The organism is Paenibacillus sp. J22P51 (assembly GCF_059692215.1).
In genome coordinates this window covers 158,549-177,881 of sequence record NZ_JCAUAZ010000013.1, presented here as the reverse complement: position 1 = coordinate 177,881, position 19,333 = coordinate 158,549, and the positions used below count along the sequence as shown (strand labels likewise).

The window sequence follows — 19,333 nt, the reverse complement described above, 5'->3', positions numbered from 1 at the left end:
TTCATTATATCGTTGTCTTGATTCGCTCATGGACAGACACCTCTTAGATAATAGTTAAGATTATTATTACTTCTACACTAAGAGACGTCCACTTTTAATTCTAAGTGCAATTTTCCATTTATTTGTTAATTTCAGTCTTAATAAGTGAAAATAGATGTACTTTTTCCAGTTAATTGAGGAGGTAAGGGGTGACTTTGTATTATTTTAAATATAGGAACGGTGGACGGGCGTATAATTGCCTAGGTGATAATCGTAATGGCTTGGGAACCCATGAGCTCCCAGACCTCTCTGAAAGCAGCTAATGGGTAGGCTTCTTGTTCACCTGTCATCGGGTCGTTCATATAGGCATAATCATCGTCCCATCCGGTTAGCAACAGGGCATGCTCGGGCTGATACCAAGGAACTAGCTCACCTGTCTCGTCTTCCCATTCCAAATCCAAATAAGGGGTATCCATATGCTCGGTTGCCCAAATCATTGCAGGGCTACCCGCTGCGAGGACGCCAAGTAAATCGTCAAAGGAGGTTCCTGTCAGATCGCGGATATGACCAGGCAGCCACTGATTCATCAGCTTAGCGATAGGGGTATGATAAATCCCATACCCGACCGCAAACGGATCACCAACGAAAACATCTCTGGGATTCGCGCCAACGAAAGCCCCGAACTCATTCTCGTAGGGCATGTCCCCCGTGGGCAAGGCTTGAGCTACTTCTTCTTTAGTAATTGGCAGTCCAGCCCAATTCAGCAGCATCGTCGCAGCGACGGCTTCACACCCATTTGGCAGCTCAGGCAGCTGGGAGAGAGCGGGAATCGCTTTAATTTGAACATGGTGCTCGGTAGGAGTAGAGTCTACAGCTTCAGATGACGTCGAATTAGATATGGTTGACGTTTCCGTTGTTCCTGCTTCAGAAGTAGCGTTGTTTTCGGAGAGAGTATCCGAGATAGCTGCGTTTGTAGTTGTAGTAGTAGAAGTAGATAGTGGACTGATTAAATAGGAAGAATGCGCTGTCGTCGATACTGTTTGTCCACTAGGGGAGTTTGTTTTTATGAGAAGGAAACATGTAAAGCTGACCAATGCCAGCATAATCACCGTGATAGATTTCTTCATGTCGCACATCCGTTCCTGTCGTTGTTTTCATTACATCATGGGTTGCCAGAGAATGCAATACATGGAATCCGAAATATGCCCATAGATACATACCTAACTCATTTGCTCGCATAGACTAGGTAAACAAGCATGTCTAAGAACAACAAGGTTATAATTGAGAAAAATATCAGGATGACTGTGGAGGCATGGAATGAGACGTTTCTATGTGTGGTTTGCAACTGCTTTTGTTTGTTACACAGCTGTCGTGTTGGTCTATTTCATCAAAGGGGATTTATTTCAAATTCCTGCGACTTTAGTAGGAACTGTAGCTGATCCAAATACGTTTATGACTCATGCAGAGATTGCGAAGGCGGAGACGCTTTCTCGGATTCATTCCTTAACCTTCTTTTTAAGCGCTCCTTTGCAAATGGGGGTGACAGTCGCCTTATTCGGCATCGCCGTCAGCTTCCGTCAACTCGCTGAGAAAGTATTCCGAGCTTCTTTCCTGCAAATGCTTGTATTTGTGTTGTTGTTTACCCTCGTTATGGACGTGCTATTTCTCCCGATTGATGTATTTTTGTTCAAAATCGACCAAGCCTACGGCATCTCCAAGGAGACGCCTATCCTATTTCTGAAGGATTATGTAAAAACGTTTCTCATAGATATCGTGGGTACGATAGTGATGGTAGGGATTTTCAGATGGATCAGTAAGTGGAGTCCTAAGCGTTGGTGGGTGTGGCTGTGGTTGATTTCGATTCCATTGATCTTATTCGTAACGTTTATTCAACCAGTGGTGTTGGATCCGCTGTTCAATCAGTTCCAGCCACTTCAAAATCAGGAGCTTAAAGCGCAAATTCTGGATCTTGCGGCCAAATCACACATTCCGACTGATCAAGTCTACGAGGTTAACATGTCAGAGAGGACGCATGGAATTAACGCTTACGTGAATGGTATCGGTGGTAACGCGCGTATTGTGCTCTGGGATACCATTCTGAATAAGCTGCAGCCGGATGAGATCCTGACCGTGATGGCGCATGAGATGGGGCATTACGTAGAACGCCATATCTATTGGGGGATTGCTTATGGTGTCGCCCTCAGCTTTGTTGGCTTCTGGCTGGCATTTCACGCGTACCGCTTAATCTTAAAGCGTTGGGGTTCACTGTGGGGAATGCGAGGGGAGAGAGACTTAGCGGCCTTACCGATTCTGGTGCTGCTCATATCGCTCATGAGCTTCCTTTCTTCGCCAGCACAAAATGCTTTCTCGAGGGTGATCGAACACCGAGCAGATGTCTATGCGATGAAAATGACGGGAGATGGGAACGCGGCCATCCGCGCTTTTCAACATATTGCGCAGGAAAATCTAAGTCCAGTCACCCAGCCTAAGCTGGTACAATGGTTCCGTGGCTCTCATCCGACGATCGAGGAGAGAATCTTGTATTTCGACCAGTTTACGAAGTAGGTCGAGCATAGTATGCAAAATCAAAAAGCACGAATGCCCGCCTACTTGCGTAGGAGCCATTCGTGCTTCTTTTATTTCAAAGGGTTAGTCATTTCTGCGAGTCATTTGCTGCCACACAGAGCCTTCAGCGGCATGGCCGCCTTCGATACGCTCGAGGGCAATCTTGACCTGCATCCGTACCTCAAATTCGGGGTCGTCTGCAGCTTGCTTCAAGTCATCAAGTACGGTGTGGTCCCCGACTTCGTAAAGGAAACGCGCCGCACGCCAGCGGACGAGCTTGTTGCGGTCCTTGAGCGCCTTGGCCATGGCGGGCATGGCGGCAGGGTCCCCGAGATCGGACAGCGTATCGCCTGCCGTCCGACGCACTGAAGGCGTATCGTCCTCGAGGGAACGATACAGGTAGGGCAGTACCTCGGGTTCCTTGATATCACCGAGGTATACCGTAGCCAGTCGCCGAAGCGACGTGTTCTCGTCCTGCAGCGCATGGACGAGAAGCGGCAGCGTCGTAAGCGACGGCTGGATCTTCTGAAGCGCGGCGTAGCGCAGCTTCCAATCACTGTTTCGCAGCTGCTCCGCGGCTGCGATAAGGTCCCCTGTGGCGACTTCTTCCACAGGGGCGTCAGTGGTCTCCTGCATCGCGCGGGAGACCAGTTCTTCTACGCGGGCATCGTCGTAAGAAGCGTCCAGTTCCTGGACGACTTCGCCTGCGATGTCTGACAGCTCGCCGTAGCGGACGCCGAGCTCCTCGAGCTTCCGCTCTTTGATCAGGTTCGGCGAAGCCGTACCTGCGCGCACCGCGGCTTGCGTGAAGCGCTCCGGCATGGCGACACGCGCTTCTTCTGCGCCTGCGCGCACCCTCACCTGGAGCGGAATACCGCGAAACATCTGCACGAGCACCTGTGCTTCGCCGAAGGATGCCTCAGACGCAGACTGCTCGGTTGGCAGGCTGCTTCCTGCGGATGGCTGGGCTTCACCATAGATCTCGCGCGCCTGCGCAAGGATGAACTGCCAGTCACCCTTCGAGCTGCGGTCTACCGCGATGAAGTCCGCTGCATGGAAGATGCTGATAACGCCAGGTACAGCAAGCAATTTTTGCACTTCGGGAGGAGCATCTGTAAGATTTTTTTTCGTATACGTTTCACGCACGCCGGCTGGTAAAGACTCATCCATGTTGAGCTTCATCGAATTGGGGCTGGGTGTGGGTTCGATGGAAATGATTTTCATAGTGTACAACTCCTTAGTTGGATCAGCTCATCATAACTTGCTAATCTAATGAAAAGGCCCGGACGGGGGACCGTCCAGGCCTTTTATCGGCAGCTAGTGCCCTTCGTTCTTAGTCTAGGTCGACTAAATTACGATTTAAATATAGATCGAGTGTTTTGGTAAGATCAAATACCGTATGAGCCAGGTCCACATTTTCAAAAACATGATCGCAGTGGTCACGGTAGGCTAATTCATTTTCGTAATCAGACAAATATTTGGAGGCGATTTCTTCGGAATCTCCGCTTTCTTTCATCCGTTCTTCGAGTGTGTCCCTCTGGGCATAAATGAAGATCTGGATGACGCGGTCACCATATAGCGTTTTGAGCGTTTCGGCGCCAAAGCGATTCAAGATCAAGTAGATGCTGCCGCTTTGCTGGAACATTAGCTCAATATCTGCGCTTTTGATTCCATATAGATGGTCATTAACGGTACTAACTTCAATGAATTCGCCGCCAGCTTGTGCTTGAACAAATTGAGCGGGTGAGATGAAGTGATAATCTTGACCATCTTCCTCTGTTGCTTTCGGAGGTCGTGTGGTGTACGAAATCACTTGTTTCATCCCCAGCGTGGAGCCGGACATTTCCGCAACGGTTTTACGGCCTGCCCCGTGTGGGCCAGTGAATACAAAAATCATTTCCTTATCCTTTAATGCGTACATGGAACATACCTCCTTCGATTGGATGGGGGGGTAAATCCTACGTGCGAGCACGGGTTGAAACGATTTTTGATCAATAGGAACTTAATTAACCATAGCTATATTTTACAACGTAAGGCTTCATCGGTAAAGTCTTGTATGAAATCGCTTCATTTCTTCTATCGTTTTCCGCCACCGCCGCGAGTGCCTCTTGGTGCACTTCCGCGTGCGCCGCCTTGCCCGCCGCGCGGGCCGCTCGGTCTGTCGCCCCGAGGAGCGCCACCACGTGCTCCGCCATCGCCACGAGGTGCTGCGCTGCGCGCACCACGCTCATCACTCCGTCCGCGAGCCGCACCGCTAGTTCGAGCGCCAAAGCCCTCACCACGCGGAGCACCGCCTGTGCGAGCGCCAAAGCCCTCGCCGCGAGGAGCGCCGCCTGTGCGAGCGCCGAAGCCCTCACCGCGAGGAGCACCGCCTGTACGAGCGCCGAAGCCTTCGCCACGAGGAGCGCCGCCTGTACGAACGCCGAAGCCTTCACCGCGAGGAGCGCCGCCTGTGCGAGCGCCAAAGCCCTCGCCGCGAGGAGCAGCGCCACCGCGTGCTCCGCCTTCGCCACGGCCTTTGCCACCGCGAAGTGTACGAGACGCAGCAGCTGCGTCATCCCGACCTGCGCCAGCGTACTTGTTGTATGGCGAATAAGACTTATCGCCATGTGGAGCTGAACGCTTGCGCTCTGCTCCTTCACCACCGCCGTTGTAGGAACCAGTTACGCGTGCTTTCGCAGCGCCCATGTTCGTGCCACGTGCTGGAGCAGCATTGGTTGTTGCCGCTTCATGAATGACTGTTGCGCGCCCCCATGTATTCGGACTACGTTCTGAATTCACTTTAGCCGGTCTTTCGCCTGAACGCGCAGCGCCAGCTGCACCTCCGCGAGAACCGAATTTGTCACCTTTGGCGCCAAAGCCTGTTTTACGCTCGCTGCCGTATTGCATATTCGAACGATCACTGCGCAATTCGCGCGCTCCAGGTCTTCCCGCACGTCCACCGCTGCGTTGCTCTGGGGCACCAGTTCGATCATTGCGTCTGCCACCACGTGAAGAAACGCCAGCTCCACCTTTACGAGCGGAGCCTCTGCCTTCTTGCTGCGTGTATTCTTCTGTCGTAGAACGAACGCGTCTTTGCTGTCCATCAGGACTGCGCAATGACATTTTAATTCCTTTTTCGATGAGCTCAATCGTTGGCATATCTCTTTGCGTCGCGAAGGTCACAGCAACACCAGACTCTCCAGCACGGCCTGTTCTGCCAATTCGGTGGATGTAGCTTTCGGCATCCTGTGGTACGTCATAGTTGAAGATATGCGTTACCCCTTCAACATCTAGCCCACGAGCTGCGATATCGGTAGCGACTAGTAGCTCGATACGACCTTCTCTGAAACGCTTCATCACTTGCTCACGTTTGGCTTGAGACAAGTCACCGTGCAGCTCATCGGACATTAAACCGATTTCTTGCAAAGTTTCATTGAGCGCAATTGCCTTGGCTTTGGTGCGGCAAAAAATCATCGCAAGATAAGGTCTATATTGTTTGATTGCTGCAATTAGAGCATCCTGTTTATCGCGATCTGTCGTAGGAACAAGTACCTGCTGAATTTCAGTCAACGTGACTTGTTTACTTTGAATTTTAATTTCTTTTGCTTCCTTCATATAAGCCTTAGACAGATTGATGACCTGGTCGGGCATTGTAGCGGAGAAGAGCAGCGTTTGGCGGTAAGGTGACGTTTGCGCAATGATATCCTTGACTTCATGCAAGAAGCCCATGTGCAGCATTTGATCCGCTTCATCTAATACGAGTATTTTCAATTTATAGAAGTTGATAGAACCGCGGCGAAGGTGATCGAGCAATCTTCCCGGTGTTCCTACTACTATATGTATGTTACCTTGAAGCTTTCTAAGCTGTTTTTCTACATCTTGCCCGCCGTATGCAGCTAGGACCTTTGCTCCTGTAATCGGGACAAGGGTTTTCAACTCATTGCTGATTTGAATCGCTAACTCACGTGTAGGCGTTAGTATAAGTGCCTGAACGTCTGAGCTTTCTACATCAATAGTTTCTAATATAGGAAGTACAAAGGCAAGGGTTTTACCTGTACCTGTTTGAGCTTGTGCGATAACATCCGATCCTTTTAAAAGTACAGGAATCGCTTCCCGCTGAATGGGGGTCGGTTCTACGACACCTTGATTTTGCAAAACTTGAACTAAACTATCTCTGATACCTAATGAGGCAAATCCATTTGACATGGGTAATTGGCCAGCTCCCTTTTTCCTTCTTAGTAAAGACGATCCCCTCATTGTACAGGAATGAAAGACAAATGAAAACAGGAGCCGACCCACAAGCAGAAATAAACTACTTTATTAATAGAAGTTATACATGCAGGGTGTGCTCCAAAAAGGCATGGCAAGACCCCCTAGTAAGAAAATGAACTTCTCATAGGAGGCTAGCCCCAATCTTTCTAGTCGTGAGGTAAAGACTGGGCAGTCCCAAACACACGTGTGACCGTCTGATTGAAGTCTGTTAATAATGGCATGAGGGAATTGCCTTTCCAGCTTTCCTGTGCGTAGCTATTCATTTTGTTAAGGAAATCTCGATTCGCTGAAATGTAAACATCCATTAGATCTGGTTTAAGCACTCGAAGCTTTTCAGCAATGGCTTGTTTAAACGGATGAGAAAGCAAGTCATGATGAACAGCCGTTTCATAACTATTGTAACCTTTATTCAAATCATTAGCCGGTAACGAGTCATCATAAGGATTGTCGTCGTTGTAGAAGCCCTTATTCGTTCCTTGATTATTCGTTTCTTTGGTTAAGCCCTTTGTGCCAACGGCACTGCTATCCATCATCAATGCGACATAGGCATTTTGATTCGTAATCATAACGAAGGCTGTGTTCACTCCGTCCATGGTGTGCAATTGATCAGAAAGATATTGGCTGTATTCCAGCGTGGTATTGTTATGCGTCACTGGACCGGAGAGCTGCTGTACTTGATAGGCTCTCTCATTCTGATCCGCTTTTTCGACATGTGCGCCAAAATTCGAGCTAGTTGAGTTATTGCGATCGCCTCTATACTCTTTGCCGTTCGAGCCGCATGCAGATAATGTGAGCAAGAGGAATATCATTCCATAAATCGGAAAACCTAACTTCCTGAACATCGTGAACAGACCTCCCAATGCGTTTTAATGTCTATAGGATGAGATGTTTCTGTCGAATTATTCGTGTTCACAAATAAAGGCTTTTATGCATAAAGAGGTGGGTGTATGGAAATAACCATGGAGGGAAATATATCGCTACAGACCGCTGTTTAAGAACAATTTGTGAACTCTCCTACAGCGATTGACAAAAAGTTTTCACGAATTTATAGTTATTAAAGTGAATTGACATGGGCATGGCCTTCGTGGTAAAAATATTGTTTTAAAAGTGGGGTTGATACAATGAGTCAATTGAAAAAGTTCTGGCGTCTGCTACCCCTTTTAGCGGTGATGACGCTCATGCTAACTGGGTGCGGAGACCCAACCTTATCTGCTTTAGTGCCTAAGGGTCCTGTAGCGACGGAGCAGCTTTATTTAATGAAATTAAGTCTCTTTATCATGATTTTTGTCGTAATTGTCGTATTTGCGATTTATGTGTACGTTTTAGTTCGCTTTCGCAAACGTAAAGGCGACGAAAGCATACCGAAGCAAGTCGAAGGAAGTCATGTTTTGGAGATTATCTGGACGGTAATTCCAATTCTCTTGCTGTTAGTACTTGCGGTGCCAACAGTGTCCTACACGTTCAAACACTCCGAGAATTACAACAAGAACAAAGACGCTATCCATGTGAAAGTCACTGCACATCAGTTCTGGTGGCAGTTTGAATATCCAGACCTTGGAATCGCAACAGCACAACAGCTTGTGATCCCTAAGGATAAAATCATTGCATTTGATGTTGTTTCTGCTGACGTAGCGCATGCATTCTGGGTACCATCCCTAGGTGGTAAAGTCGATACGAACCCAGGTATCCGTAATACGCTTTACTTGCAAGCTGATGAAATTGCAACTTTCCAAGGTAGATGTACAGAGCTTTGCGGAGCATCGCATGCTTTGATGAACTTCACCGTTGCAGCGAAGTCTGAAGCAGACTTTAATGCTTGGGTTGCGAAAATGAAAGCACCTTCTACTGTGCCGGCAACTGCACAAAAAGGTGAAGTGCTATTTAAAGAAAATTGCATGTCTTGTCATGCTGTGAATGCAAGCGGACCAGGGGTTGCACCTAACCTTAAAGGCTTCGCGGACCGCGACACACTTGCGGGTATCTTAGAGCACACGCCTGAGAACTTGGCATCGTGGATACATAATCCGCAAGAACTTAAACCAGGCAACAAAATGCCGGCTTTTGGTAAAGAAGCTAACGGTAAATTAGATGACGCTCAAATTAAAGAAATTGTTACGTACTTACAAACATTGAAATAAACTCTTGATGTAAAGGAGGTTCATACGTTGGCTCACTCTCATCCAGTAAAAAAACATACCGGGCTTATGGATTGGCTTACTACCGTCGATCATAAGAAAATCGGTATCCTGTATTTACTAGCGGGCGGCTTCTTCTTCCTCATCGGAGGACTTGAAGCCATCTTGATTCGGATTCAACTCGCTTATCCCGATCAACAAATTTTCGTAGGCGATGCATTTAACCAATTAACAACGATGCACGGAACAACGATGATTTTCTTTGCGGCCATGCCGGTAATCTTCGCTTTCATGAATGCCATCGTTCCTCTACAAATTGGTGCAAGGGACGTAGCTTTCCCTTTCGTTAACTCACTTGGTTTCTGGTTATTCTTCGCCGGCGGTGTGCTCATGAACACAAGTTGGTTCTTGGGCGGCGCACCTGACGCGGGTTGGACGGGATACGCACCATTATCCTCGATTACCGATGCAAGTTGGGGACAAACGCTAGAGAACAACATTCAAGGTACTGACTTCTATGTACTTGGTTTGCAAATTGCTGGTATCGGTACGCTAATCGGGGGGATTAACTTCCTCGTTACGATTATCAACATGCGTGCTCCTGGTCTTACATACATGCGTTTGCCTATGTTTACATGGTCTGCATTTGTAACTTCAGGTCTGATTGTTCTAGCTTTCCCAGCAATTACGGTTGCTTTGGTTGAGCTAATGTTCGACCGTGTCTTCGGCGGTGCATTCTTCGATGCAGCCAGAGGCGGTAACAACGTGCTATGGGAGCATTTATTCTGGATTTTCGGGCATCCCGAAGTTTACATTTTGATTCTTCCAGCATTCGGTATTATTTCTGAGATCGTATCTACTTTTTCGAAAAAACGTCTGTTCGGATACAGCTCCATGGTATTTGCAACAGTACTTATTGGTTTCTTAGGCTTCATGGTTTGGGTTCACCATATGTTTACAGCGGGTCTAGGTCCAGTAGCGAACTCGATCTTCGCGATTGCTACTATGGCGATTGCTGTTCCAACAGGTGTGAAAATCTTTAACTGGTTGTTCACGCTTTGGGGTGGTCAAATCCGTTTCACAACGGCGAATGTTTTCGCAACAGCGTTCATTCCGACTTTCGTAATGGGTGGAACAACAGGGGTTATGCTTGCGATTCCAGCAGCTGACTTTCAATACCATGATACGTATTTCGTAGTCGCGCATTTCCACTACGTTATCGTTGGTGGTCTAGTTCTTGGATTGTTCGCAGGTCTTTACTACTGGTGGCCGAAAATGTTCGGTCGTATGCTTAGTGAAGGCTTAGGTAAATTGCATTTCTGGTTGTTCTTCATCGGCTTCCATCTGACATTCTTCCCGCAGCATTTCTTGGGTCTAATGGGGATGCCGCGACGCGTCTTTACGTATCAACCAGGGTATGATCTCGAAGTCGGTAACTTAGTATCAACAGTTGGTGCGTTCTTCATGGGTATCGGTACTTTGGTGTTCATCATCAACATTATCGCTACAGCAAGAAAACCAATGACAGCTCCTGCAGATCCGTGGGATGGTCGCTCCTTGGAGTGGACAATTCCGTCACCTGCACCTGAGTATAACTTCAAACAAACTCCGCTTGTTCGCGGTTTGGATGCTTTCTGGAAAGAAAAAATGGCTGGTAACAAGCAAATGACGCCAGCTGAGCCAATTGGTTCGATCCACATGCCTTCTGCATCGATCTTGCCGCTTGTGATGTCTGTTGGTTTGTTCATCGCTGGTTTTGGCTTTATGTACAAAAATTACTATGTAGCTGCTGCAGGTATCGTAGTTACATTCATTGCCATGTTCTTGCGTTCCGTATATGACGACCACGGTTGGCATATTGAACCAGAAGAGCTGGAAGACGATAAAGGGGGTAAGGCATAGGCATGAGTACTCATCATACGGGCGCACTGCCTGCTAATCCGGAAACGGCTACCCTCGAAGGGAAAAATAAAGTTCTTGGCTTTTGGCTTTTCCTAGGAGCAGAGGTTGTATTGTTCGGTTGTTTATTCGCAACTTACATTGCCCTTCGGAACTCTGTTCCGGATGGTCCAACAGCTGATGAGCTTTTCAAGCTCAAAACGGTTGGATGGTCAACCTTCATTCTCTTAACAAGTAGCTTAACGAGCGTATTCGCAATTATTGCGATGCACCGTCAAAAAGTAGGTCAATTGCTAGCTTGGTTAGCAGTTACGGTTTTGTTCGGTCTTTCCTTCTTAGGAATGGAGATCTACGAGTTTTACGAGTATGTTCATGAAGGCCACAAATTTACAACAAGTGCTTTCTCCACCTCGTTCTATACGTTGGTTGGCTTCCACGGTGCTCACGTAGCATTCGGTGTTTGCTGGATTACGCTGTTGATTTTCCAAGGACTCAAGAAAGGTCTTACAGTCGTTACGGCACCTAAGTTTTATGTCGCTTCCCTGTACTGGCACTTTATTGACTTAGTCTGGGTATTTATCTTCACAGTTGTTTATCTGATGGGGAAGGTGGGTCACTAAATGAGCAGCAATTCTCATGATACACACGCACCTAGCAAGCGAGTTAAGCACGAATCACCATTGAATCACTATTTAACTTACATTATTTCGATTCTACTCACGATGTTGGCATTCGCTGTCGTACTTTACGGAGACTTGGATCGTTCGTTTATCTTGATTTTCATCGTATCCCTCGGGATCGTGCAGGCTATCGTTCAGTTGCTTTTCTGGATGCATGCCAAAGAGAGAGGACACTTGTTCCCTCTAATCTTCATCTTCGCAGGAGCATTCGTTGCTCTTACCGGCGTGATCACAGCCGTATATTGGGTTTGGTGGTAAAAAAGTAAGAAGAGGCAACTTTGTCTAGACAAAGTGCCTCCTCTTTTTTTAAGCGGAGTTATTCGGAATTAGTTAGCTTGAAAGGAGATAGATGCAGGTATGAGTCAGATTGGTGGATTTTTCGATTTGTGGAATCCTGTTTTACTATTGATCGTCGTCGTAATCGGATATAGCTATGGTCGATTTGTTGTGAAAGGCATGGTGAAAGCAGCTGAATCAGAGCCAATTTCGATCTCTCAGCAGCTTCTATTCTACTCAGGGCTAGTCTTGTTCTATGTTGGGCAAGGAAGTCCAATTAGTTATATTGGGCATCACTACTTGTTCAGTATGCACATGCTTCAGCAAACGATTCTTTACTTAATCGTACCGATCTTCATTTGGTTAGGAACACCGGCATGGTTAGTCAGAGTATGTATGAAAAATATCGTATTTCGTGGCTTATTTTCCTTTTTCACTCGGCCTCTAATCGCATTATTCATGTTCAATATGCTCTTCTCCATCTACCATATGCCTTTTATTATGGATTACTTGATGAAGAATGATGTATGGCTTCTTGCTTATCATACGGTGCTGTTAGTGACGGCCTTTATCATGTGGTTCCCAGTATTTTGCCCGCTGCCTGAGCTGAATCGCTTGAACGACTTGAAGAAAATGGCGTATATTTTCGGGAATGGCGTCTTACTGACACCCGCTTGTGCGCTTATCATTTTTGCGGATTCGATTATCTACGATATGTATGACAATGTAACCGTTCCTTTTGCTCATTTATCACCGCTCGATGATCAACAACTCGGCGGTGTCATTATGAAAATATTGCAAGAGATTATCTATGGTGCCACATTAGCGTATATTTTCTTCCGCTGGTATCGCCGAGAGCGCAAGGATGATGACGAATTGGATCCACTTCCATCACAAGAAAGCATGAATAATCAAGGCGGGAACTGGAATCGCGCTTAGAGAAAGGATTTAGAAAGATGCACATATTACCCACGATTTCTACGATGTTTATCGTTATTAGCGCCATTTTTGTTGGGTTCGGCTGGTATCATATTGTAAAAGGGAACCGGGATACGCATGAGAAACTGATGGTTTTAGGCGCAATTTTCGCGTTAGCCTTTTTCATCATCTACATGTCCCGTACCTTATTTGAAGGGAATACGGCATTTGGCGGGCCAGAGAGCTTAAAGCTGCCTTATCATTTGTTCCTATTCTTCCATATCACTCTAGCAACAATAGGTGGCGTACTTGGTCTCGTCACATTGTGGTTTGCTTACAAAAAGAAATTCCTTAAACACAAGAAAATTGGTAAGGTTGCTGCGATTGTGTGGCTGCTAACAGCGCCTACAGGCGTTATGGTATACGTATTGTTGTACGTCTTGTACCCAGGTGGAACAACGAAGCCAGTAATTGATGCCATTTTCGGTTTGTAAACCATATGAATAGCACGGAATGATGTGAAAGATCATCGTTCCGTGCTATTTTTTTGTTCATTCATTATTTTTCCAATTTCATGTAAAATAGTGAGCGTAAGCTACTTCGTAATGAAAGGAAGGCTCATGGATGACATACCCTTTAGTTGTTGAACAGGTATCGAAGCAGTACGGAGATAAAACAGCCGTGAATCGGATCCAGCTGCGTGTGAAGCAGGGAGAAATATATGGGTTATTAGGCGCGAATGGGGCCGGTAAAACGACAACAATGCGGATGGTACTCGGCCTTATTTATCCGGATGAAGGCAACATCATGTGGAACGGGCAGGGATATCGGGAAGAGCTTCGCAGCTTGATGGGGTATTTGCCTGAGGAGCGTGGATTGTATCCCAAAGTAAAAATCAGTGAGCAGATCTTATACTTAGCTGAGCTTAGGGGGATGAAGCGACGCGATGCAGATCGCAGCTTGAAGATGTGGTTGGAACGGTTTGAGGTTCCTGATTACTACAACCGAAAGGTTGAGGAGCTGTCCAAAGGAAACCAGCAGAAGATTCAATTCATTGCGGCGGTCATACATAATCCGGAGATCCTCATTCTGGATGAAGCCTTTAGCGGGCTAGATCCGGTGAATGTCGAGCTGTTGAAGAAAACGGTGAAAAGCCTCCGTGATGAGGGAAGAACGATTTTATTTTCCAGCCATCGAATGGAGCATGTGGAGGAGCTTTGTGAGAATATCTGTATTCTACACCGCTCAAATACGATTCTTCAAGGCAGCTTAAAGGACATTAAAGCGAGCTTCCCGAAGGAGAGAGTAGTGCTGGAGACTGCGACGAGCGTAGATGGGTTAGAGAAGCTTCAAGGCGTAACATCGGTGAACCAAGGGCTAAATGGGTACGAGCTTCGCATTGCGCAGCCGGAAGCCGCGCAGCGTATTCTGCAATACGCGATGGAACGATCCACTGTGCAGCGATTTCAGATTATGGAGCCGACCTTGAATGAAATTTTTATCCAGAAGGTGGGAAGCCAACATGAATAGTATATCGACAGTCATTAAATTTACATACCTGTCTCGCTTTCGCACGAAATCGTTTCAAGTGATGAGTCTAATCTTACTAATCTTGATGTCGCTTTTGATTCATCTTCCAGCCATTATAAATCAATTCTCTTCGGATGAGGCGATGAAAATAGGGGTATTTGGCACGCAACAAGCGGTTGTGGCGTCCAAATTAACTGCTTTTTATAACAATCAACCGAATGCAGAGATACAAATTGTACCCCTTTCAGATCAAGGCAGTGAAGAAGCAAATGAGGCGTATGGGAAGCAGCAAATTGCGGATAAGAAAATCAAGGGATACTTAGAGTTCACTGATGGGAAACAGGGCGGATTTCCGAAGATGCGCTACAAATCCACAGGAACGCTGGAGTTCTCACCGAAAAATAAGCTGCAAACGACGCTTCAGCTAATCAAAACGGATATGGTGCTGCAAGGAGCCGGTCTGCCAGATGCGCTAAAAACCGATCTCCAAACGCCTGTGTCCTTGGAAACAGTGCAAATATCCACAACGGATCAAGCTGCTACGGGCAAAACAGAGTCCCAAATGAGGTTGTCCTATGTACTTGTTTATGTCCTGCTTTTCATGCTATACATGGGCGCAATTGGATTCGGGAATCTAGTTGCAACGGAAATTACTGCGGAGAAAAGCACGCGCGTTATGGAATTGCTCATTACTAGCGTGTCACCGCTGAAGCAGATGTTTGGTAAAATCATTGGCATTTGCTTGCTGGCGCTATCACAAATTGCCGCATTAATAGTCGTTTCCGTGCTTAATATTCGATTAAGCAATGCGTCGGCCATCAAGGATCTGAATCTCAGTTGGAGCGATTTAGAAATATCACTTATTGTCTATTTCTTAATTTTCTACTTACTCGGTTTCTTCATCTATGCGACGATTTTCGCGGCGGTAGGTTCGATTGTCAGTCGCACCGAGGATGTGGGGCCAGCCATTATGCCAGTTACCTATGTTATCGTTGCGGCTTTTATGATTGCGATCTTCGGACTTAATCATCCGAATGCACCGTTTGTGGTTACGATGTCTTTCGTGCCGTTTTTCTCACCTATGATTATGTTCTTACGTATCGGAATGAGCTCCCCGCCGTTCTGGCAGGTTGCGCTTTCGATCATCATACAACTGCTTTCCATCGGCGCAATGGCTTGGCTTTCGGCGAAGATCTACCGCACAGGCGTGTTGATGTACGGTAAGCGGCCTAGCTTGAAGGAGCTGCGCAAGGCGATGCGGGCGTATCGGTAGAGCTCTAGAGATAAATATGCTTACTTATACATCATAATCGGCACGGATTCCGGTTACGAAGGGTTGCAGACGCTCTATTTCACTAACATCGACTTAACACTCGGTTCTAAGAGCTAACAATCTCCCTCCAAATAGAAAAGAAGAAGATCGTTCTACCACCGTCCCGGCCGGTTAGAACGATCTTCTTGCGTTTAAGCGGTCACAGGGGACACCTTACGAACGGAAAAAATCGCAGCCTCTTAGCGCGAGAAGGAGGTCAGAGAAGTAAATCTTCCCTGCCCCCAGTCATTACAACAAAAATCTTACCATTTATTGGTACCAAGCATTTGCTAAATTATTTGTAAAATTCGAGTCGTTTAAAGGAACTTCCGAAACGGGTTTTTTAAGCTAACGGGCGGGATGATTCAATCAATTCTAAGATGAGGGGTGATTAATTTGAGTATTTGGGGGGTTATTGTTCTTTGTTTCAGAGTAATTGTATCGGTGATCGGTTATTTTTTTGACAAACTTATGACTGTTCGGGGATGCCAAAGTACTTCCTCATTTTATTTAATTCATGGTTAACACGCTGTGGAATCTCCTTCAAAAGCTCAGGCCATGGCACGAAAAACGAATCATCCCAAGCGAATTCGATAAATTCCATCGTTGGTCGAAACCGAAATGTCTGCAAATAGCGTTCCACCAATTGGTTCGTTTCCTTATCCGCAGTCATCTTATCCGATAGCATGTCTGGGACTAACAAACCTGCTCTGCCCGCTGTTTCATAGGTACACGTATCTAAATTCGGGACGAGCTCAAGCATAGCGAGAAGTGGGGAAAAAGCGTGTTTTCCAGGCTGTGAGATCAGCTTTACCTGGGTTGGATTGTCTTCAGATATATTGCTTCGATCCTTAAGCAGCCCTTTAAAATATTTGCCATGGAAGCTGCATTCACAATTGATAACACTGCCGTCACGCCCTACATAAATCCATATATGTTCCAGCTCGTACAAATGCTCGATGTCATAATCCCAGTAGATGGCATATTCAATGACTTTTTCGATTCTGGCATCCGACTCGAAGCTGATCATGCGACGAAAGGAAGGTGATTGACCGTCTTGATTGAATATCGTTACCCCAACGCGAACTGGAAAAAATGGCTCCAAGCGATCAAAAAACAGCTGTGGCGCATACGTTTTGACAAGCGCCAAATCGAGATCTAGATACTAACCCTGCAAATCTGCTTCCTCCTCTTTGCGTAACGAATCACTATAACTTTTATTATAGGAAAAGTAGGATTACATACCTTAAATTATTCTAGAAAATTCTATAAAATTATTGGAATTAATTTACATGTGGGAACAATCCCTAAGTGTAGCTATTTGGGGTCAAAAAAGCGACCTTTAGCCAGTAGGACTAAAGGTCGCTTTATCATTTTACAGAGAAAGCTTCAACAGCATTGGCGCATGCGGGGCAAGTGTAAATGAAAGCTCAGTAGGCGTACCGAGTTCTTCACGATTCCATAGGTCACGCACACTGCCGATTGTATCGATACCAAGTTGGGCAGATGTTACTTTAACAGTTTGAACTTCCTCACTCGTATTGAACAGAGCGACATAACGAATGCCGTCATGGCCATTCGAAGTCCAGACAATACGCTCTTCCTCGCGATACAATTGGCGGGCATCTCGCCCGTTACGAAGTACATCCAGCACTTCTTCATTCGTGAGTAGCGACAAGGTCCACTCATCATTGTCCCTTAGCTCTCCTCCAAACATCAGCGGCGAGCGGAAGATCGCCCAAAGCGTCATCATCGTTTTCTGCTCGTCCTTTGTGAAGCGCGTCCAGCGGTCGCTAGCCCCACCGTCGACGGAACGAATGCCGATGTGACCGAGCGGCAGCATATCGCAATCTGGCCAATTTCCTGCTCCAACATGCGGCGCCCATTTCTCACACCGTTCGAACATGCCGTAGAGTAGTCGCCAAATGTCCCAGAAGTCATCTGTCATGCGCCAGAGGTTGGCGTGCGCCTTCAGCTCTTCCGCGAACTCAAGCGGCGCCGGACCTGGGGAGAGGCTCAGCACCATCGGACGGCCACACTTATCAATAGCCCTCCGGATCATTTGAATCTCGTCTAATTGAATTCCGTAGAGTAGAGATGCTGCGATATCGTCGACTTTGACATAGTCTACGCCCCACGAGGCGTAAAGCTCGAATAAGGAATCATAATACTCCTGTGCGCCTTCCTTTGCCGGATCGACGCCGTACATATCCGTGTTCCATTTGCAAATAGCGCCATTCCACGTCTTTGCAATGGACCGTGCGCTCGCATTTGTCCCGAGTATTGGTGTATTAGCATGAACCGCTTGACGTGGAATACCTCTCATAATATGAATGCCAAACTTCAAACCCAGGCTGTGAACGTAATCAGCCAATGGCTTGAACCCTTGTCCATCTGTGGCGGATGGAAAACGGTTTGCTGCCGGTATGAGACGGGAAAACGCATCCATCTCGAGCGGAACATAAGGACGGTAAGCAGAAGAAACAGCTCCTGGCTCGTACCACTGTATATCGACAACAACGTACTCCCAGCCGTAAGGTTTTAGATATTCGGCCATATATGCCGCGTTCCCACGCACTTCTTCTTCATTGACGGCTGCTCCATAACAGTCCCAGCTATTCCAGCCGAGCGGCGGTGTGGCAGCCCATTGGTGATGATTGGTCATTGGGTGAACTCGTCCCTTCTCGTTTGAAGTAATAGCCATATAATAAGACGAAGTTGCTATGGAAGCTAGCCCAATGTTTTGCTATCGTATGTAAAATATTGCGGTATGTGTTTAATCGAACACGATCTGATCGATCGAAAGGAGTTCCTTTCCTTCACGGAACCTGCTTGGAGAGTAGCCTGTCCAACTGCGGAATACTTTGCTAAAATAGCTGCCATTTCTGTAACCAACCTCTTTAGCAATCTCTTCAACTGTCAATGAGCTGCTCCGAAGCAGTTTCACGGCAAGCTCGATTCGGAGTTTAGTGGTATAGGCCATAGGTGAGAAGCTAGTCGCTTGGTGGAAGGTACGTGCTAGATGGTACTTAGAGCTCCCAGCTGCTTCCGCAATATTGTCGAGTCCTTCAAGTATCCGGTAGTTGACCTCAATATAATCAGCTGCCCGTCGTACGATCTCTGGCCAATTACTGCGTTCCTGGCGCAGCACACTGCTACTTCGAAGAAGCTCCATCATGAAGCTGTACACAAGGGAGGACGCGTAATAACCGTCTTTAATTGCTCCGATTCGGGCTTCTGAGTATATAGTTTCAAGCCGACGAATTGCCAAGCTGCGGGGTTCAAACTGTGGCATCGGTCCAAGTTCCTGGAGTATTCCCTTCCACAATTGCTGCAGATGGCTCTGCCTAAATAGAGCGAAATAGAACGTCCAATGAGAGCTGTCTTCAGGTAAGTAGTAGCGATGCCTGCCGGGGATTTCAACCAAAAAGGAAGTTCCCTCTGGCACATCGTGATGTTGGCCGTCTAGCTCGATCTTCCCTCGTCCGGAAATCGTATATTGGAACAAATACAGTGGCCCGTCAATTCGCTTCATGCCGTCCCAATCATATTCTTGCTGCCTTATATCCTGAAATCCAACGGCAAATAACTGGTAAAGCGGAAGTACGGGGTTTTCTTGGAAACGGTACCCGTAAACGCCGTAGTTTTCCTTTACTACCATAATCAATGGTTACCCCTTGTTTGAATATTTGAATTAATACACCTTATTAAATATTACCATGATCCTACTGCTTATTAATATCCTGCACTTAAGACTGGTCGAGTGAGGAGATGGGGATAGAGAT

The 19,333-nt window shown here is 46.8% G+C and carries 17 protein-coding genes; 9 read left to right on the top strand and 8 right to left on the bottom strand.

Going from position 1 to position 19,333, the window contains the following annotated elements:
• Positions 1 to 239: 239 nt before the first annotated feature.
• Positions 240 to 1,106 carry a C39 family peptidase gene (locus tag AC58QC_RS23730; RefSeq protein WP_497417512.1) on the bottom strand — a complete coding sequence of 289 codons (867 nt, stop codon included), beginning with the start codon at positions 1,104 to 1,106 and terminating at the stop codon, positions 240 to 242.
• 190 nt (positions 1,107 to 1,296) lie between these two features.
• On the opposite strand from AC58QC_RS23730, the gene AC58QC_RS23725 reads away from it, so the two are divergent.
• The gene (locus AC58QC_RS23725; RefSeq protein ID WP_497417511.1) at positions 1,297 to 2,544 is read left to right on the top strand and encodes a M48 family metallopeptidase; all 1,248 of its coding nucleotides are present in this window, start codon (positions 1,297 to 1,299) and stop codon (positions 2,542 to 2,544) included.
• Positions 2,545 to 2,628: 84 nt separating this feature from the next.
• Here the strand turns inward: AC58QC_RS23725 and AC58QC_RS23720 are convergent, their stop codons facing one another.
• From AC58QC_RS23720 to AC58QC_RS23705, 4 genes are all read right to left on the bottom strand, one after another.
• Positions 2,629 to 3,768 (bottom strand): virulence factor, encoded by a 1,140-nt coding sequence (locus AC58QC_RS23720; protein ID WP_497417510.1) that lies wholly within the window; start codon positions 3,766 to 3,768, stop codon positions 2,629 to 2,631.
• A 109-nt stretch (positions 3,769 to 3,877) separates the two neighbouring features.
• On the bottom strand, positions 3,878 to 4,465 hold the full coding sequence (locus AC58QC_RS23715; protein ID WP_497417509.1) for a guanylate kinase: 588 nt from the start codon (positions 4,463 to 4,465) through the stop codon (positions 3,878 to 3,880).
• Between the two features lie 155 nt (positions 4,466 to 4,620).
• Entirely contained in the window at positions 4,621 to 6,732 is a 2,112-nt protein-coding gene (locus AC58QC_RS23710; protein WP_497417508.1) for a DEAD/DEAH box helicase, read from the bottom strand.
• 212 nt (positions 6,733 to 6,944) lie between these two features.
• Positions 6,945 to 7,640: a YhcN/YlaJ family sporulation lipoprotein gene (locus AC58QC_RS23705; protein ID WP_497417507.1), complete on the bottom strand. Its 696-nt coding sequence runs from the start codon at positions 7,638 to 7,640 to the stop codon at positions 6,945 to 6,947.
• A gap of 279 nt (positions 7,641 to 7,919) precedes the next feature.
• On the opposite strand from AC58QC_RS23705, the gene coxB reads away from it, so the two are divergent.
• From coxB to AC58QC_RS23665, 8 genes are all read left to right on the top strand, one after another.
• Positions 7,920 to 8,936, top strand: coding sequence for a cytochrome c oxidase subunit II (gene coxB / locus AC58QC_RS23700; RefSeq protein WP_497417506.1), 1,017 nt, complete (start codon positions 7,920 to 7,922; stop codon positions 8,934 to 8,936).
• A 66-nt stretch (positions 8,937 to 9,002) separates the two neighbouring features.
• Positions 9,003 to 10,835, top strand: coding sequence for a cytochrome c oxidase subunit I (ctaD, locus tag AC58QC_RS23695; RefSeq protein ID WP_497417520.1), 1,833 nt, complete (start codon positions 9,003 to 9,005; stop codon positions 10,833 to 10,835).
• Between the two features lie 2 nt (positions 10,836 to 10,837).
• Entirely contained in the window at positions 10,838 to 11,452 is a 615-nt protein-coding gene (locus AC58QC_RS23690) for a cytochrome (ubi)quinol oxidase subunit III (RefSeq protein ID WP_497267699.1), read from the top strand.
• Complete coding sequence (locus tag AC58QC_RS23685; protein WP_497267697.1) at positions 11,453 to 11,770, top strand: cytochrome C oxidase subunit IV family protein; 318 nt, start codon at positions 11,453 to 11,455, stop codon at positions 11,768 to 11,770. It begins immediately after the preceding gene.
• Positions 11,771 to 11,869: 99 nt separating this feature from the next.
• Positions 11,870 to 12,727: a cytochrome c oxidase assembly protein gene (locus AC58QC_RS23680; RefSeq protein WP_497417505.1), complete on the top strand. Its 858-nt coding sequence runs from the start codon at positions 11,870 to 11,872 to the stop codon at positions 12,725 to 12,727.
• A 17-nt stretch (positions 12,728 to 12,744) separates the two neighbouring features.
• Positions 12,745 to 13,200 carry a DUF420 domain-containing protein gene (locus AC58QC_RS23675; RefSeq protein WP_171632365.1) on the top strand — a complete coding sequence of 152 codons (456 nt, stop codon included), beginning with the start codon at positions 12,745 to 12,747 and terminating at the stop codon, positions 13,198 to 13,200.
• Between the two features lie 130 nt (positions 13,201 to 13,330).
• A complete protein-coding gene (locus AC58QC_RS23670; protein ID WP_497417504.1) occupies positions 13,331 to 14,236 on the top strand; it encodes an ABC transporter ATP-binding protein in 906 nt (301 codons plus the stop codon).
• A complete protein-coding gene (locus AC58QC_RS23665; RefSeq protein WP_497417503.1) occupies positions 14,229 to 15,509 on the top strand; it encodes an ABC transporter permease in 1,281 nt (426 codons plus the stop codon). Before AC58QC_RS23670 ends, AC58QC_RS23665 begins: the two co-directional genes overlap by 8 nt.
• A gap of 508 nt (positions 15,510 to 16,017) precedes the next feature.
• On the opposite strand, the gene AC58QC_RS23660 is transcribed toward AC58QC_RS23665, so the two are convergent.
• The 3 genes from AC58QC_RS23660 to AC58QC_RS23650 all read right to left on the bottom strand — a co-directional run bounded on the left by AC58QC_RS23660 (position 16,018) and on the right by AC58QC_RS23650 (position 19,209).
• Entirely contained in the window at positions 16,018 to 16,698 is a 681-nt protein-coding gene (locus tag AC58QC_RS23660) for a hypothetical protein (protein WP_497417502.1), read from the bottom strand.
• Positions 16,699 to 16,923: 225 nt separating this feature from the next.
• Positions 16,924 to 18,213 (bottom strand): glycoside hydrolase family 27 protein, encoded by a 1,290-nt coding sequence (locus AC58QC_RS23655; protein ID WP_497417501.1) that lies wholly within the window; start codon positions 18,211 to 18,213, stop codon positions 16,924 to 16,926.
• Positions 18,214 to 18,324: 111 nt separating this feature from the next.
• Positions 18,325 to 19,209 carry a helix-turn-helix domain-containing protein gene (locus AC58QC_RS23650; protein ID WP_497417500.1) on the bottom strand — a complete coding sequence of 295 codons (885 nt, stop codon included), beginning with the start codon at positions 19,207 to 19,209 and terminating at the stop codon, positions 18,325 to 18,327.
• Positions 19,210 to 19,333 lie beyond the last annotated feature (124 nt).

Bases quoted from the DNA above. Each gene is read 5' to 3' on its own strand.
- AC58QC_RS23730 (WP_497417512.1), bottom strand. From the start codon at position 1,106: ATGAAGAAATCTATCACGGTGATTATGCTGGCATTGGTCAGCTTTACA.
- AC58QC_RS23725 (WP_497417511.1), top strand. From the start codon at position 1,297: ATGAGACGTTTCTATGTGTGGTTTGCAACTGCTTTTGTTTGTTACACA.
- AC58QC_RS23720 (WP_497417510.1), bottom strand. From the start codon at position 3,768: ATGAAAATCATTTCCATCGAACCCACACCCAGCCCCAATTCGATGAAG.
- AC58QC_RS23715 (WP_497417509.1), bottom strand. From the start codon at position 4,465: ATGTACGCATTAAAGGATAAGGAAATGATTTTTGTATTCACTGGCCCA.
- AC58QC_RS23710 (WP_497417508.1), bottom strand. From the start codon at position 6,732: ATGTCAAATGGATTTGCCTCATTAGGTATCAGAGATAGTTTAGTTCAA.
- AC58QC_RS23705 (WP_497417507.1), bottom strand. From the start codon at position 7,640: ATGTTCAGGAAGTTAGGTTTTCCGATTTATGGAATGATATTCCTCTTG.
- coxB (WP_497417506.1), top strand. From the start codon at position 7,920: ATGAGTCAATTGAAAAAGTTCTGGCGTCTGCTACCCCTTTTAGCGGTG.
- ctaD (WP_497417520.1), top strand. From the start codon at position 9,003: ATGGATTGGCTTACTACCGTCGATCATAAGAAAATCGGTATCCTGTAT.
- AC58QC_RS23690 (WP_497267699.1), top strand. From the start codon at position 10,838: ATGAGTACTCATCATACGGGCGCACTGCCTGCTAATCCGGAAACGGCT.
- AC58QC_RS23685 (WP_497267697.1), top strand. From the start codon at position 11,453: ATGAGCAGCAATTCTCATGATACACACGCACCTAGCAAGCGAGTTAAG.
- AC58QC_RS23680 (WP_497417505.1), top strand. From the start codon at position 11,870: ATGAGTCAGATTGGTGGATTTTTCGATTTGTGGAATCCTGTTTTACTA.
- AC58QC_RS23675 (WP_171632365.1), top strand. From the start codon at position 12,745: ATGCACATATTACCCACGATTTCTACGATGTTTATCGTTATTAGCGCC.
- AC58QC_RS23670 (WP_497417504.1), top strand. From the start codon at position 13,331: ATGACATACCCTTTAGTTGTTGAACAGGTATCGAAGCAGTACGGAGAT.
- AC58QC_RS23665 (WP_497417503.1), top strand. From the start codon at position 14,229: ATGAATAGTATATCGACAGTCATTAAATTTACATACCTGTCTCGCTTT.
- AC58QC_RS23655 (WP_497417501.1), bottom strand. From the start codon at position 18,213: ATGACCAATCATCACCAATGGGCTGCCACACCGCCGCTCGGCTGGAAT.
- AC58QC_RS23650 (WP_497417500.1), bottom strand. From the start codon at position 19,209: ATGGTAGTAAAGGAAAACTACGGCGTTTACGGGTACCGTTTCCAAGAA.